Annotated in this window: 18 protein-coding genes and 1 tRNA gene; 14 read left to right on the top strand and 5 right to left on the bottom strand. The window is 60.5% G+C overall.

Features of this window, described 5'->3' with window-relative positions; all coding sequences use genetic code 11:
- Nucleotide 1: 1 nt before the first annotated feature.
- From KW568_RS18215 to KW568_RS18200, 4 genes are all read left to right on the top strand, one after another.
- Nucleotides 2–1,024 carry a LacI family DNA-binding transcriptional regulator gene (locus KW568_RS18215; RefSeq protein ID WP_004574326.1) on the top strand — a complete coding sequence of 341 codons (1,023 nt, stop codon included), beginning with the start codon at nt 2–4 and terminating at the stop codon, nt 1,022–1,024.
- A gap of 15 nt (nt 1,025–1,039) precedes the next feature.
- Nucleotides 1,040–1,948: a ribokinase gene (gene rbsK, locus KW568_RS18210; protein WP_003250643.1), complete on the top strand. Its 909-nt coding sequence runs from the start codon at nt 1,040–1,042 to the stop codon at nt 1,946–1,948.
- Nucleotides 1,945–2,343 carry a D-ribose pyranase gene (gene rbsD, locus KW568_RS18205; RefSeq protein ID WP_003250646.1) on the top strand — a complete coding sequence of 133 codons (399 nt, stop codon included), beginning with the start codon at nt 1,945–1,947 and terminating at the stop codon, nt 2,341–2,343. Before rbsK ends, rbsD begins: the two co-directional genes overlap by 4 nt.
- Nucleotides 2,344–2,407: 64 nt before the next feature.
- On the top strand, nt 2,408–3,409 hold the full coding sequence (locus KW568_RS18200; RefSeq protein ID WP_033726383.1) for a nucleoside hydrolase: 1,002 nt from the start codon (nt 2,408–2,410) through the stop codon (nt 3,407–3,409).
- On the opposite strand, the gene KW568_RS18195 is transcribed toward KW568_RS18200, so the two are convergent.
- Nucleotides 3,381–3,593 carry a hypothetical protein gene (locus KW568_RS18195; RefSeq protein ID WP_003250649.1) on the bottom strand — a complete coding sequence of 71 codons (213 nt, stop codon included), beginning with the start codon at nt 3,591–3,593 and terminating at the stop codon, nt 3,381–3,383. The two genes, KW568_RS18200 and KW568_RS18195, sit on opposite strands and share 29 nt — an antisense overlap.
- Nucleotides 3,594–3,867: 274 nt before the next feature.
- Here KW568_RS18195 and KW568_RS18190 point away from each other — a divergent pair, with 274 nt between their 5' ends.
- Nucleotides 3,868–4,179 (top strand): I78 family peptidase inhibitor, encoded by a 312-nt coding sequence (locus KW568_RS18190; protein WP_003250651.1) that lies wholly within the window; start codon nt 3,868–3,870, stop codon nt 4,177–4,179.
- Nucleotides 4,180–4,380: 201 nt separating this feature from the next.
- Here the strand turns inward: KW568_RS18190 and KW568_RS18185 are convergent, their stop codons facing one another.
- Both KW568_RS18185 and KW568_RS18180 read right to left on the bottom strand, forming a co-directional pair.
- Nucleotides 4,381–4,593 (bottom strand): cold-shock protein, encoded by a 213-nt coding sequence (locus KW568_RS18185; RefSeq protein WP_003250656.1) that lies wholly within the window; start codon nt 4,591–4,593, stop codon nt 4,381–4,383.
- Between the two features lie 162 nt (nt 4,594–4,755).
- On the bottom strand, nt 4,756–5,061 hold the full coding sequence (locus KW568_RS18180) for a hypothetical protein (RefSeq protein ID WP_003250658.1): 306 nt from the start codon (nt 5,059–5,061) through the stop codon (nt 4,756–4,758).
- A 338-nt stretch (nt 5,062–5,399) separates the two neighbouring features.
- Between KW568_RS18180 and thrS the strand changes: the two genes are divergently transcribed.
- From thrS to KW568_RS18135, 9 genes are all read left to right on the top strand, one after another.
- Nucleotides 5,400–7,322: a threonine--tRNA ligase gene (gene thrS / locus KW568_RS18175; protein WP_004574324.1), complete on the top strand. Its 1,923-nt coding sequence runs from the start codon at nt 5,400–5,402 to the stop codon at nt 7,320–7,322.
- Nucleotides 7,322–7,873 carry a translation initiation factor IF-3 gene (gene infC, locus KW568_RS18170; protein WP_012052879.1) on the top strand — a complete coding sequence of 184 codons (552 nt, stop codon included), beginning with the start codon at nt 7,322–7,324 and terminating at the stop codon, nt 7,871–7,873. Before thrS ends, infC begins: the two co-directional genes overlap by 1 nt.
- 60 nt (nt 7,874–7,933) lie before the next feature.
- Nucleotides 7,934–8,128, top strand: coding sequence for a 50S ribosomal protein L35 (gene rpmI / locus KW568_RS18165; RefSeq protein WP_003250667.1), 195 nt, complete (start codon nt 7,934–7,936; stop codon nt 8,126–8,128).
- A 27-nt stretch (nt 8,129–8,155) separates the two neighbouring features.
- The gene (gene rplT / locus KW568_RS18160) at nt 8,156–8,512 is read left to right on the top strand and encodes a 50S ribosomal protein L20 (RefSeq protein WP_003250671.1); all 357 of its coding nucleotides are present in this window, start codon (nt 8,156–8,158) and stop codon (nt 8,510–8,512) included.
- A 109-nt stretch (nt 8,513–8,621) separates the two neighbouring features.
- A complete protein-coding gene (pheS, locus tag KW568_RS18155; RefSeq protein WP_003250674.1) occupies nt 8,622–9,638 on the top strand; it encodes a phenylalanine--tRNA ligase subunit alpha in 1,017 nt (338 codons plus the stop codon).
- A 31-nt stretch (nt 9,639–9,669) separates the two neighbouring features.
- Nucleotides 9,670–12,051: a phenylalanine--tRNA ligase subunit beta gene (gene pheT, locus KW568_RS18150; protein ID WP_004574323.1), complete on the top strand. Its 2,382-nt coding sequence runs from the start codon at nt 9,670–9,672 to the stop codon at nt 12,049–12,051.
- A 4-nt stretch (nt 12,052–12,055) separates the two neighbouring features.
- Nucleotides 12,056–12,358, top strand: a complete 303-nt coding sequence (ihfA, locus tag KW568_RS18145) for an integration host factor subunit alpha (protein WP_003250679.1) — start codon at nt 12,056–12,058, stop codon at nt 12,356–12,358.
- Nucleotides 12,339–12,695: a MerR family transcriptional regulator gene (locus KW568_RS18140; protein ID WP_003250681.1), complete on the top strand. Its 357-nt coding sequence runs from the start codon at nt 12,339–12,341 to the stop codon at nt 12,693–12,695. Before ihfA ends, KW568_RS18140 begins: the two co-directional genes overlap by 20 nt.
- A gap of 114 nt (nt 12,696–12,809) precedes the next feature.
- Nucleotides 12,810–12,886: transfer RNA gene (locus KW568_RS18135), tRNA-Pro, on the top strand.
- Between the two features lie 69 nt (nt 12,887–12,955).
- Here KW568_RS18135 and KW568_RS18130 read toward each other — a convergent pair.
- Nucleotides 12,956–14,083 (bottom strand): tyrosine-type recombinase/integrase, encoded by a 1,128-nt coding sequence (locus KW568_RS18130; RefSeq protein WP_259538915.1) that lies wholly within the window; start codon nt 14,081–14,083, stop codon nt 12,956–12,958.
- Nucleotides 14,005–14,406 (bottom strand): hypothetical protein, encoded by a 402-nt coding sequence (locus KW568_RS18125; protein ID WP_232858629.1) that lies wholly within the window; start codon nt 14,404–14,406, stop codon nt 14,005–14,007. Before KW568_RS18125 ends, KW568_RS18130 begins: the two co-directional genes overlap by 79 nt.
- Between the last annotated feature and the right edge of the window lie 4 nt (nt 14,407–14,410).

Here is a 14,410-nt window from a genome sequence, read left to right as displayed (position 1 = left end):
CATGGCAACTATCAAAGACGTCGCGGCACTGGCGGGTATTTCGTACACCACCGTGTCCCATGTACTCAACAAGACCCGTCCGGTCAGCGAGCAGGTGCGGCTGAAAGTGGAAGCCGCCATCATCGAACTGGATTACGTGCCCAGTGCGGTGGCGCGCTCGCTGAAGGCGCGCAGCACGGCCACCATCGGCCTGTTGGTGCCCAACAGCGTCAACCCGTACTTCGCCGAGCTGGCGCGGGGTATCGAAGACGCCTGCGAGCGCAACGGCTATTGCGTGATCCTGTGCAACTCCGACGACAACCCACAGAAGCAGCGCAGCTACCTGCGCGTGCTGCTGGAAAAACGCATCGACGGCCTGGTAGTGGCCTCGGTGGGCCAGGACGACGACCTGCTGCAAAGCCTGGCCGGTGTGCGCACGCCAATGGTCATCGTCGACCGTGAGCTGGAAGGCGTCGATGCCGACCTGGTGCGCATTGACCACGAGCAGGGGGCGTACCTGGCCACCCGGCACCTGCTGGAGCTGGGCCATCGCGACGTCGCCTATATCGGCGGCCCCGCCGAAACCGGTGTTACCCAGCTGCGCCTGAGCGGCTTCCGCCGTGCCATGGCCGAAGCCGGTGCGCCTGTGCTGGGCAGCCGTGTACTGCACTGCGACTTCACCAGCCCGGGTGGCCATGCAGCGGCGGCGCAGGTGCTGGAAGGCAAGCGGCCCTCGGCGATTTTTGCCGGCAACGACATGATCGGCTTTGGTGTGCTGCGCGCTGCCGCCGAACGCAATATCAGCGTACCCGGCGAGCTGTCGGTGATCGGCTTCGACGACATCGAACTGAGCCGCTACGTGTACCCACCACTGACCACCGTGGGCCAGTCGATCCGCGAGCTGGGCGAGAGCGCTGCCTCGTTGCTGCTGACGCGTATCGCTACGCCCCGGCAAGGCGCGGCGGAGCAGCGTATCGTCGCCCCGCGTATCGTCTTGCGTGAATCCACCGGGCCGCGCCCGGACCTGTTCAATGAATACCGCTAACGCTAAGGAAACGTCATGAATGCCAAGGTTGTGGTGGTCGGCAGCCTCAACATGGACCTGGTGGTCCGCGCCCAGCGCCTGCCACGGGCCGGCGAAACACTCCCCGGCGATAGCTTTTTCACGGTGCCGGGCGGCAAGGGTGCCAACCAGGCGGTGGCGGTAGCGCGGCTGGGGGGCAGCGTGGCGATGATCGGCAATGTGGGGGATGATGATTACGGTCGGCAACTGCACCGGGCCTTGTATGTCGAGGGTATCGACTGTCAGGGTGTCAGCACCTGCCCGGGCACGTCCAGCGGTGTGGCGCTGATCACGGTGGATGCCGCCAGCCAAAACTGTATTGTCATCATTCCCGGAGCCAACGGCCTGCTGACGCCGCAGTCGGTGCTGCGTTTCGATGCACTGCTGCAGGCCGCCGAGGTGGTCATCTGCCAGCTGGAAGTGCCCACTGACACTGTGGCGTGCACACTGGCCAGGGCGCGTGAGCTGGGCAAGCAGGTCATCCTGAACCCAGCACCCGCTACCGGCCCCTTGCCAGCGGACTGGTTTGCGCATATCGATTACCTTACCCCTAACGAAAGCGAGGCCGAAGCCTTGACCGGTGTGGCGGTGACCGACCAGGACAGTGCCCGGCGCGCAGGTGAGCGCTTGCTGCAGCTGGGGGCAGGCAAAGTGATCATCACCTTGGGTGCGCAAGGTGCCTTGCTGGTTACTGCCCAAGGCCATCAGCACTATCCGGCGCCGCGCGTGCAACCGCTGGACACCACCGCTGCCGGCGATACCTTCATTGGTGGCTTTGCTGCCGCCCTGGTGCGTGGGCTGAAGGAGGGCGAGGCGATCGCCTTTGGCCAGCGTGCCGCGGCATTGTCGGTTACCCGTGCCGGTGCCCAACCGTCGATTCCCTACCTGGCGGAGCTGACGCCATGAAGAAAACCCCGCTGCTGAACGTTGCACTGTCGCGAGTCATTGCCGGCATGGGGCATGGCGATATCCTGGTGATCGGCGATGCCGGGCTGCCGGTGCCGCCGGGTGTCGAGCTGATCGACCTGGCCATTACGCCTGGCCTGCCGGACTTCGCCAGTGTGCTGCGGGTGGTGCTGAGCGAATTGCAGGTTGAGCGCCACGTGCTGGCCGAAGAAATGCAGAAAGTGGTGCCACCCGCGCTGGTCGAAATCGAGCGACTGAAGGGCAAGCTGGGCAAGCGCGAATGGCTGACCCATGAGGATTTCAAAGTGCTGTCGCGCAGTGCCCGTGCGGTGGTGCGTACAGGCGAGTGCCAGCCCTACAGCAACATCGCCCTCATCTCCGGCGTCACCTTCTAGCCGCTTCCACAAAGGACGCCGGGCTGTGTAAACGCATGATTCATAGGCAACAGGAGTGCCATCCATGCTCAAGTCCCTGCTACAAGGAGTCGTCTTCATGGCCACAGCCTCCACCCTCCAGGCCGCACCCATCGACCTGATCATCGACACCGATCCCGGCGCGGACGACGTGGTCGCGCTGTTTCTGGCCATGGCTTCGCCCAACGAACTCAATATCCGCGCCATCACCACCGTGGCCGGCAACGTGCGCCTGGACAAGACCTCGCGCAATGCCCGCCTGGCCTGCGAATGGGCGGGGCGTGAAGACATCCCGGTGTACGCCGGTGCCGGCCGCCCATTGGTGCGCACGCCGATCTACGCCGCCGACGTTCATGGCGAAGAAGGCCTCACCGGTGTACCGGTGCACGAGCCGAAAGCGCCTCTGGCCCAGGGCAATGCCGTGCAATACCTGGTCGATACCCTCAGCGCAGCCAAACCGCACAGCATCACCGTCGCCATGCTCGGCCCGCAGACCAACCTGGCCCTGGCGCTGATCCAGCGCCCGAGCATCGTCAACGGCATCAAAGAGGTGGTGGTCATGGGGGGAGCCCATTTCAACGGCGGCAACATCACCCCGGTGGCGGAGTTCAACCTCTATGCCGACCCGCACGCCGCTGAAGTGGTGCTGGCCAGCGGCGTACAGCTGACCTACCTGCCGCTGGACGTCACGCACAAGCTGCTGACCAGTAACGCCCGCCTGAAGCAACTGGCAGCCGTGAACAACCAGGCCAGCAAGCGCGTGGTGGATATCCTCAATGCCTACATCACCCACGATATGGACGTGTATGGCATACCTGGCGGCCCTGTGCACGACGCCAGCGTCATCGCCTACCTGTTAAAGCCCGAGCTGTTCAGTGGCCGGCGTATCCACATGAGCATCGACAGCCGCGAAGGGGCCACTTTCGGCCAGACAGTTGCAGACTGGTACGGTGTGCTCAAGCGGCCGGCGAATGTGCTGTGGGTGGAGCAGGGTGATGCCCAGGGGCTGTTCAACCTGCTCAGTGACCGTCTGGCGCGATTGGAATAGCCGCGTGCGGCGCGTAACGCTCGAATACCTGGTCGATGAAGCTGCGTGCCGCCTCGGCACCGTTGTCGCGCACCAACAGGTCGATGGCGATCAACAGTAACTCTTCCGGTGTGCCAGGGCTGTACGCGCTCTGGCCCTCGGCCCATTTGACCTTGATATCGGCATCGATGCTGTGGGTGCTCATGAAAAGCTCTCGCTGGGGGCCCGGAACGAAGGGGGAACACCTGACCCTGGTGTTCGATGGAGGCGGGATGCGCTCCACTTCTTGCAGCAAATCATGGCTTTGCGCCGGTGACCGTGCGGGCTAAGCATATGGCAAATACAGCACGTTGTGCAAAATCCGGTCACGATTGCTTTTCGCCTCGCCGCTGCAGTTCAGGCAGACTTGACCGGTTTTGCAACAAATGATGAGCGGAGCTGTCGGATCAGGCAGTTCCCGGACCGATTTAGGAGGCTTCATGTTCCGTACCCGTGCTTACCTGGCAACTCTGGCTGTGGCTGCTGTCCTGGCGGGTTGCAGCACTGGTGGCAATGCTGATGGTGGTGCCGCGCCAGCGGGCAACGATGGCCGCTGCGAAGCCAGTGGTGCCGACTTTGCCCTGGGCAAGCAGGCCAGCGCCGAATTGCTGGAGCAGGCACGCAAGGCCAGCGGCTCGCAGATGGCGCGCATTCTCAAGCCGCACGACGTGGTCACCCTGGAGTACCGCTCCGAGCGCTTGAACCTGAACGTGGACGAGCAGGGTAGGGTAACCCGCGTCAACTGCGGTTGATGCACGCGGGGGCAACTGCCTTGCGCAAAATGTGAAAAGCCTGCGCGGTCGCCTTGTAGGAGCGGGTTCACCCGCGAACACGGGCAAAGCCCGTGCCATTCACCCTACAGTCGGTTTCGCAGGCAATCCCGCCCCACTCAGATGATGCATCACCCATAAAAAAACCCGCCACAAGGGCGGGTTTTTTTACAGCTATCCGAATTACTCCGGACGAACCTGTGCAGCCTGCATGCCCTTCTGGCCGCGCTCGGCGACGAAGGAAACAGTCTGGCCTTCTTTCAGGCTCTTGAAGCCGTCAGATTCGATGGCTTTGAAGTGTACGAACAGGTCGTCGCCGCCGCCTGCTGGGGTGATGAAGCCGTAGCCTTTCTCATCATTGAACCATTTGACGGTGCCTTGTTGGCGATTGGACATGGGTGAATCTCCAGAACATTTAGTTTTTTCAGTGGTGCAATGCGGCCGAGGCTACGGAGCACGGGATACATCATAGTCTAATTCTGCGCATCTAGCGCCTTTTACCTTCGCAGGATATTGATCCAGCTCAAAGAATGGCTGGTCATCACCGGCTTTAAGGTTTCAGCTCTTCGGTGCGCAGGCCTGTCTCACCACCGACTGCGCCTTCTGCATCAGCTTGGCGTCAACGCCGTCCTTGCTGTCGAGGTCGGCAATCTCGGCGTCGGTGAAGTTCTTTTTGATGGCTTGCGCGCCGCAGTCGCAGTGTTTTTTCGCGGTGGCAGCGTCAACGCCCTGGCCGCTGGCCACTTGCGTGCACTGGGTCATGTAGGCGGCCTCCTTCCCGGCTGGGAAGTTGCCGGCGTTCGCAGCCACGGGCAGCAGCAGGGCGCCAGCGGCCGCCAGGGCCAGAAGAGACGGAACTCGCATCACCAGTTACTCCTTGGGTTAAGGTCTCATCAAGAGTAGGTTGCTTCCCAAAGTCTGAGCGGTATTTTTCCGCGTTAGTTCACCGTTGTGGTGCAATTTCCAAATATTTCTGCCTGGGGTGCAACCCGCGTGCTAGCATGCTCGGCTTGCAGTCGCGCTGTTGCCGGTTGCAGCTATCTTTTTTCTTTCCAGTCACTCTGGTTCGTCCCTGACAAGCCGAAAGGCTTCTGCCACTGTGGGGCAGGCTTCCTTTTACCGGAAGGCAGGTCGGATCTTGTACTGGCTCATCCCAACCCACGTGACCTTTGGTAGGGGTCACCACTAGGAGAGGAGGCGCCATGCCCGTTATTACTCTTCCCGATGGCAGTCAACGTTCGTTCGATCACGCCGTATCCGTAGCTGAAGTAGCCGCTTCCATCGGCGCTGGCCTGGCCAAGGCCACTGTGGCCGGCAAGGTCGACGGCAAGCTGGTCGATGCGTGTGACCTGATCAGCAACGACGCCACCCTGCAGATCATCACCCCTAAAGATGAAGAGGGACTGGAGATCATCCGTCACTCGTGCGCCCACCTGGTTGGCCACGCCGTGAAGCAGCTGTACCCGACCGCCAAGATGGTGATCGGCCCGGTCATTGACGAAGGCTTCTATTACGACATCGCCTACGAGCGCCCCTTCACCCCAGAAGACATGGCCGCCATCGAAAAGCGCATGATGGAGCTGATCGAAAAAGACTACGACGTGGTCAAGAAAATGACCCCGCGCGCCGAAGTCATCGATGTGTTCAAGGCCCGTGGCGAAGACTACAAGCTGCGTCTGGTCGAAGACATGCCGGATGAACAGGCCATGGGCCTGTACTACCACGAAGAATACGTCGACATGTGCCGTGGCCCGCACGTGCCGAACACCCGCTTCCTCAAGGCATTCAAGCTGACCAAGCTGTCCGGCGCCTACTGGCGCGGCGATGCCAAGAACGAGCAGCTGCAGCGCGTGTACGGCACGGCCTGGGCTGACAAGAAGCAGCTGGCTGCGTACATCCAGCGCATCGAAGAAGCCGAAAAACGCGACCACCGCAAGATCGGCAAGCAGCTCGACCTGTTCCACCTGCAGGAAGAAGCCCCGGGCATGGTGTTCTGGCACGCCAACGGCTGGACCGTCTACCAGGTACTCGAGCAGTACATGCGTGGCGTGCAGCGCGAAAACGGCTACCAGGAAATCAAGACCCCGCAGGTTGTCGACCGCATCCTGTGGGAGCGTTCCGGCCACTGGTCCAACTATGCCGAAAACATGTTCACCACTTCGTCGGAAAGCCGTGACTATGCGGTAAAACCGATGAACTGCCCGTGCCACGTGCAGGTGTTCAACCAGGGCCTGAAAAGCTACCGCGACCTGCCGCTGCGTCTGGCCGAGTTCGGTGCCTGCCACCGTAACGAGCCGTCCGGCGCCCTGCACGGCATCATGCGCGTGCGTGGCTTCGTACAGGACGATGCGCACATTTTCTGCACCGAAGAACAGGTGAAGAAAGAAGCCGCCGACTTCATCAAGCTGACCCTGGACGTGTACAAGGACTTCGGTTTCAGCGACATCGCCATGAAACTGTCCACTCGTCCGGCCAAGCGTGTCGGTTCCGAAGAGCTGTGGGACCGTGCTGAAACAGCACTGGCCGACGCCCTGAACGAATCCGGCCTTGAGTGGGAATACCAGCCGGGCGAGGGTGCCTTCTACGGCCCGAAAATCGAGTTTACCCTGCGCGACTGCCTCGGCCGTAACTGGCAGTGCGGTACCCTGCAGTACGACCCGAACCTGCCAGAGCGTCTGGATGCCAGCTATATCGCCGAAGATAACAGCCGCGTTCGCCCGGTCATGCTGCACCGCGCCATCCTCGGTTCGTTCGAGCGCTTCATCGGCATGCTGATCGAGCACTACGCGGGCGTGTTCCCGGCGTGGCTGGCCCCAACCCAGGCGGTGATCATGAATATCACCGACAAGCAGGCCGATTTCGCCCTCGAGGTTGAGAAATCTCTGAACGGAAGCGGTTTCCGTGCCAAGTCGGACTTGAGAAATGAGAAGATCGGCTTTAAAATCCGCGAGCATACTTTGCTCAAGGTCCCGTACCTTTTGGTTATAGGGGACCGCGAAGTCGAAACGCAAACCGTCGCTGTGCGTACTCGCGAAGGCGCAGACCTGGGCTCCATGCCCGTCGCCCAATTCGTTGAGCTGCTGACACAAGCGGTTTCCCGGCGTGGTCGCCAAGAATCGGAGTAATGACTATTAAGCGTGAAATGAGAAACGATAAGCGTGCTGTACCGAAGGCCCCGATCAACGAGAATATCTCGGCCCGCGAGGTTCGGTTAATTGGCGCAGACGGCGAGCAGGTTGGCATCGTCTCGATTGATGAAGCGCTGCGTATCGCTGATGAAGCGAAGCTGGACCTGGTAGAAATCTCTGCAGACGCGGTACCACCCGTCTGCAAGGTCATGGACTACGGCAAGCACCTCTTCGAGAAGAAGAAGCAGGCTAACGAAGCCAAGAAAAACCAGAAGCAGATCCAGATCAAAGAAATCAAGTTTCGTCCAGGGACGGAGGATGGGGATTACCAGGTAAAACTACGCAACCTGGTACGTTTCCTTACCGATGGGGACAAGGCCAAGATCTCTCTGAGATTCCGTGGTCGTGAGATGGCCCACCAGGAGCTGGGCATGGAGCTGTTGAAGCGGGTCGAAGCCGACCTCGCCGAATACGGCACCGTTGAGCAGCATCCGAAGATGGAAGGACGCCAGCTTATGATGGTCATCGCCCCCAAGAAAAAGAAGTAATCTCCCGGGCACGGCAGGCCTGATGATTATGTGTAATTTTATCGAATGCGGAGTTCCAACATGCCAAAAATGAAAACCAAGAGCGGTGCTGCGAAGCGCTTCCTGAAGACAGCTTCGGGCTTCAAGCACAAGCACGCTTTCAAGAGCCACATCCTGACCAAAATGTCGACCAAGCGTAAGCGTCAACTGCGCGGTGCCAGCTTGCTGCACCCGTCCGACGTCGCAAAAGTCGAGCGCATGCTGCGCGTTCGTTAATTCTGGTTAAGATAGAGGAAGTTACTCATGGCTCGTGTTAAGCGCGGCGTTATCGCTCGTAAGCGTCACAAAAAAATTCTGAAACTGGCTAAAGGTTACTACGGTGCACGTTCGCGCGTATTCCGTGTAGCCAAGCAAGCGGTCATCAAGGCAGGCCAATACGCCTACCGCGACCGTCGCCAGAAGAAGCGTCAGTTCCGCGCACTGTGGATCGCTCGTATCAACGCCGGTGCCCGCACCAACGGTCTGTCCTACAGCCGTCTGATTGCTGGCCTGAAAAAGGCTTCGATCGAAATCGACCGTAAGGTTCTGGCTGATCTGGCAGTGAACGAAAAAGCGGCGTTTGCTGCGATTGTCGAGAAAGCTAAAGCCGTTCTGGCTTAAGTACCCGCGACAATCACCCGGCGGTGCTAGCGCTGCCGGGCATTGAACGTCATCGATAGGGGAAGAGCCTTCAAAGCTCTTCCCCTATTTTCGTATCTGGAGTCTGTACATGGAAAACCTGGATGCGCTGGTCTCCCAAGCCCTAGAGGCCGTGGAACGCGCTGAAGACATCAACGCCCTGGAACAGATCCGGGTTAATTATCTCGGCAAGAAGGGCGAACTGACCCAGGTGATGAAGACCCTGGGCAACCTGCCAGCCGAAGAGCGGCCGAAAGTCGGCGCGCTGATCAACGACGCCAAAGAGCGCGTCACCGTTGTGCTCAATGCCCGCAAGGCTGCCTTTGAAGAAGCCGAGCTCAGCGCTCGCCTGGCTGCCGAATGCATTGACGTCACCCTGCCAGGCCGCGGCCAGGCCACCGGTGGCCTGCACCCGATCACCCGTACACTCGAGCGCATCGAGCAGTTCTTCACCCACATTGGCTACGGCATTGCCGAAGGCCCAGAGGTGGAAGACGACTACCACAACTTCGAAGCGCTCAACATCCCTGGCCACCACCCGGCGCGGGCGATGCACGACACCTTCTACTTCAATGCCAACATGCTGCTGCGCACCCACACCTCGCCGGTGCAGGTGCGGACCATGGAGTCCACCCAGCCGCCCATCCGCATTGTGTGCCCGGGCCGCGTATACCGCTGCGACTCGGATATCACCCACTCGCCGATGTTCCACCAGGTCGAAGGCCTGCTGATCGATCGCGATATCAACTTCGCCGACCTCAAGGGCACCATCGAAGAATTCCTGCGCGTATTCTTCGAGAAAGAACTGGCGGTCCGTTTCCGCCCATCGTTCTTCCCCTTCACCGAGCCGTCTGCAGAAGTCGACATCCAGTGCGTGATGTGTTCCGGCAACGGCTGCCGCGTGTGCAAGCAAACCGGCTGGCTGGAAGTGATGGGCTGCGGCATGGTGCACCCGAATGTGTTGCGCATGTCCGGCATCGACCCAGAAGAGTTCCAGGGCTTTGCCTTCGGCATGGGTGCCGAGCGCCTGGCCATGCTGCGCTATGGCGTCAACGATTTGCGTCTGTTCTTCGACAACGACCTGCGGTTCCTAGCCCAATTCCGCTAGGCCCAATCGACGCAACTTTCAGGAGAACAGCATGAAATTCAGTGAACAGTGGCTGCGCGGTTGGGTCAACCCGCAAGTCTCCCGTGACGAACTGGTCGCCCGCCTGTCCATGGCCGGCCTCGAAGTTGACAGCGTTACCCCCGCTGCCGGCCAGTTCAGCGGCATCGTCGTGGGCGAAATTCTCGCCACCGAACAACACCCGGACGCCGACAAGCTGCGCGTGTGCCAGGTAAGCAGCGGTCAGGAAACCTTCCAGGTTGTGTGCGGCGCCCCTAACGCCCGCCCAGGCATCAAGATCCCGTTCGCCATGATCGGTGCCGAACTGCCAGGCGACTTCAAGATCAAGAAGGCCAAGCTGCGCGGTGTCGAGTCCTTCGGCATGCTGTGCTCGGCTGCCGAACTGCAGATCAGCGAAGAAAACGACGGCCTGCTGGAACTGGCTGCCGACGCTCCGGTTGGCGAAGACATTCGCACGTACCTGAGCCTGGATGATGCCAGCATCGAAATCGGCCTGACCCCGAACCGCGGCGACTGCCTGTCCATCGCCGGCCTGGCACGCGACGTCAGCGCCCTGTACGACACCCCGGTCACCCGCCCGGTGGTGCCAGCCGTAGCGGCCGCCCATGACGAAGTGCGCCCGGTCGAAGTCAGCGCCCCGGCTGCCTGCCCGCGCTACCTGGGCCGCGTTATCCGTAACGTCGACCTGAGCAAGCCAACCCCACTGTGGATGGTCGAGCGCCTGCGCCGCAGCGACGTTCGCAGCATCGACGCCGCCGTCGACATCACCAACTACGTGATGCTCGAACTCGGCCAGCCGATGCACGCCTTCGACCTGGCGGAAATCAACGGCGGCATCCGCGTGCGCATGGCCGAAGAGGGCGAAAAGCTCGTCCTGCTCGACGGCCAGGAAGTGGCCCTGCGTGCTGACACCCTGGTCATCGCCGACCACACCCGCGCCTTGGCCATCGCCGGCGTCATGGGGGGCGAGCACAGCGGTGTGAACACCGAAAAAACCCGCGACCTGTTCCTGGAAAGCGCCTTCTTCGAGCCGATTTCCGTCGCCGGTAAAGCCCGTTCCTACGGCCTGCACACCGATGCCTCGCACCGCTACGAGCGCGGCGTCGACTCGCAACTGGCCCGCGAAGCCATGGAGCGCGCCACGCAGTTGCTGCTGGACATCGTTGGCGGCGAAGCCGGCCCTGTGGTCGAAGCGGTCAGCGAACAGCACCTGCCACAAGTAGCCCCGGTCACCCTGCGCGCCGAACGCATCACCCAGATGCTTGGCATGGAAATGGACCCAGCCCAGGTCGAGCAGTTGCTCAACGCCCTCGAGCTGACCACGACCAAGAGCGGGGAAGGGCAGTGGACCGTCAGCGTACCAAGCCACCGCTTCGACATCAGCCTGGAAGTGGACCTGATCGAAGAGCTGGCCCGCCTGTACGGCTACAACAACCTGCCGGTTCGTTACCCGCAAGCCCGCCTGGCCCCACAGGGCAAGCCGGAAACCCGCGGTGACCTGCCGACCCTGCGCCGCCTGCTGGTTGCCCGCGGCTACCAGGAAGCCATCACCTACAGCTTCATCGACCCGAAACTGTTCGAACTGTTCAGCCCGGGCGTAGAGCCGCTGCTGCTGGCCAACCCCATCTCCAGCGACATGGCCGCCATGCGCGCCTCGCTGTGGCCGGGCCTGGTCAAGGCACTGCAGCACAACCTGAACCGCCAGCAAGACCGCGTGCGCCTGTTCGAAAGCGGCCTGCGCTTTGTCGGCCAACTGGGTGACCTGCAGCAGCAGCCAATGATTGCCGGCGTCATCACCGGCAGCCGCCTGCCAGAAGGCTGGGCCAACGGCCGCGACGGCGTCGACTTCTTCGACGTCAAAGCCGACGTGGAAGCCCTGCTGGGCTACTCCGGCGCCCTGAGCGACTTCACCTTCAGCGCCGGCAAACACCCAGCCCTGCACCCAGGCCAGACTGCTGCCATCGAGCGTGACGGCAAACTGGTCGGCTACCTCGGCGCCATCCACCCAGAGCTGGCCAAGGCCCTGGGCCTGGACCGCCCGGTGTTCCTGTTCGAGCTGGTGCTGGGCGACGTGGTCGAAGGCCGCCTGCCGAAATTCAGCGAACTGTCCAAGTTCCCGGAAACCCGTCGTGACCTGGCTTTGATCGCAGGACGTGATGTGGCTTCTAGCGCGGTGCTTGAATTAATTCGTGACAATGCAGGCGAATGGCTCACAGACCTCAGGCTGTTTGATGTGTACCAAGGTAAAGGCATTGATCCTGATAGAAAAAGCCTTGCCGTCGGCTTGACCTGGCAGCATCCATCGCGCACTCTTAACGACGATGAGGTGAACACTACCCTGCAAAACATCCTCACCTCGCTCGAACAAAGGTTGAACACCACGTTAAGGAAATAACGGCATGGGTGCTCTGACGAAAGCTGAGATGGCCGAAAGGCTGTACGAGGAGCTGGGGCTTAACAAGCGTGAGGCCAAGGAGCTGGTCGAGCTGTTTTTCGAAGAAATTCGGCACGCACTTGAAGAGAACGAGCAGGTCAAGCTGTCCGGTTTCGGCAACTTCGACCTTCGCGACAAACGCCAGCGGCCGGGCCGTAACCCCAAGACAGGGGAAGAAATCCCGATCACTGCACGGCGCGTCGTCACCTTTCGTCCAGGGCAGAAGTTGAAGGCCCGGGTTGAGGCCTATGCTGGAACCAAGCCATAACGACGAACTGCCCCCCATACCGGGCAAACGCTACTTCACCATTGGTGAAGTGAGCGAGTTGTGTGCCGTAAAGCCACACGTGCTGCGGTATTGGGAGCAGGAGTTCGACCAGCTGAACCCTGTGAAGCGGCGGGGGAACCGGCGGTATTACCAGCGCCAGGATGTGCTGATGATCCGCCAGATTCGTGCGCTGCTGTATGATCAGGGGTTCACCATTGGCGGGGCGCGGTTGAGGCTCTCCAGTGATGAGGCTAAAGATGAATCCAGCCAGTACAAGCAGCTGATTCGGCAGATGATTGTTGAGTTGGAGGATGTGTTGGTGGTTTTGAAGAAGTAAACCGGGTTTCTGATGAATGGAAATTTTTTTGAGAAAAAGCTTTCATTTATCAGAGGGTTAGGGTACATTCTTCAACGTTCTCGGCAAGATTGAGAACATGCTTCAAAGCCCAGTCGGGGCGTAGCGCAGCCCGGTAGCGCACTTGCATGGGGTGCAAGGGGTCGAGTGTTCGAATCACTCCGTCCCGACCATATATTTCAACGACTTAGCCACCTCCGGGTGGCTTTGTCGTTTTTGCATGTGGGGAGTTTTTCGGGACTTCATCCGATTTTCCTCTTCAAGATCGTCAACACCGGCCCGCGAGAGTCAGTTGTTGATACCATGTTCGCAGCCTCAATCAGCTTGCCCAGCTCAGCGCCGGAGTAGTGGCTGGTGATGCTGCCGTTCTTGTGCCCGAGCAGTGATTTCCGATCCTCTTCAGTAACGCCTGCTGCCCGCAGTCGTCGACCGAAGGTGTGCTTCAAGTCGTGAATCCTGATCGAGGCATATCCAGGGTGAGCGGGGCGAAGGTTTTCCTCCTGCCAGAGTTTCGCCGCTCTCACCCGTGCCTTCTTCCATGCCGAGTCGTTCATCCGGTGCATCGCGGTGCCGTTGTATGGGAATACCCATTCCTTGCTGATCCCGCGCTGCCTTTCAATAATCGACTTGGCCACGTTGTTCAGCACCACCAGGCGCTCGTCGCCATTCTTTACGCCCGACCGGGCGTGTCTCCCGCCGAAGTCAGCAGGGATCAGGAAAACACTGGTTCCCAGTTCCGGCACCGATATCTCCCAATCCCACCTCAGCTTGCACACCTCTTGCTCCCGGCAGCCCGTGTTTACCTTGAACAGGGCCATCGTTTGCAGGTGGCCCGGTAACTCGTTGAAGAGGATCGACTGCTCTTCCCATGACATTGGGTAGGGCTTACGGCTCGACTTCTTCTCTTCGAGCTTCCTCAGCATGGGCACACTGTCCAGCCATGGCCGGCGATCATCGTCTCGCCACTTCCTGGCGCAGAGCGTCAAAACCCGGACCGCGCGCTCGATGGCGATGTTGATCGTCCGGTTGCTCACGGCCTTTTCAATGGTCCCATCCGGCAGAACCTTTTCTGTCTGCCGATCCCTGATAAACGGCTCCAGCGCCTGGTCATCGATGTGCGTCAGCGGCAGGTGGCCCAGGTACGGGTGAAGCTGCTTCATGCACAAGGCAGTGAGGTGAATGGAGGGCTGGTCCTTGACCTCAAGGAGGTAGCGCATTGCCGCCTCCTCCCAGGTGTGGACCTGCCGAATGCCATACACCTTCCTTTGACGCAGCTGCTCGAGCTTGTGGATCAGGTACTGCTCTGCCTCTTCCCGGTCACCAGTTCCAGTACTTTCTCGAATTCGCTCCCCTTTGTAGACTTTATCGATTTGCCAGACACCGCCCTTCTCGTAGAGCCCGGTGATCGTTTTTCGCGCCATGTATCATCTCCTCGGCGCTCGCTGCGGGGCCGATTGTTGTCCTGTCCGGTGGCTTTTTCAATCGCCTTGGCTTCGATGTAGGCGTCCGCCCACTCATCAAGCTCCTGGCGGTCAAAGGCCACGCCCTGTTTTCCGATGGGGAATTCCCGCACGTTCGGCCTGACCGTCTTGTTGAACTCATCCCGGCACATGCCGAGATACCCAGGCGCATCGCCGAACCGGATGAACCGTGGCTGAATGCTTGAGGGCTTTGCTGCTGTGGCATTCGCCATGGGT

Origin of the sequence: Pseudomonas sp. HD6515 (genome assembly GCF_024971855.1) — a bacterium.
GTDB lineage: Bacteria > Pseudomonadota > Gammaproteobacteria > Pseudomonadales > Pseudomonadaceae > Aquipseudomonas > Aquipseudomonas alloputida.
This window is presented reverse-complemented; position numbering and strand designations above follow the sequence as displayed.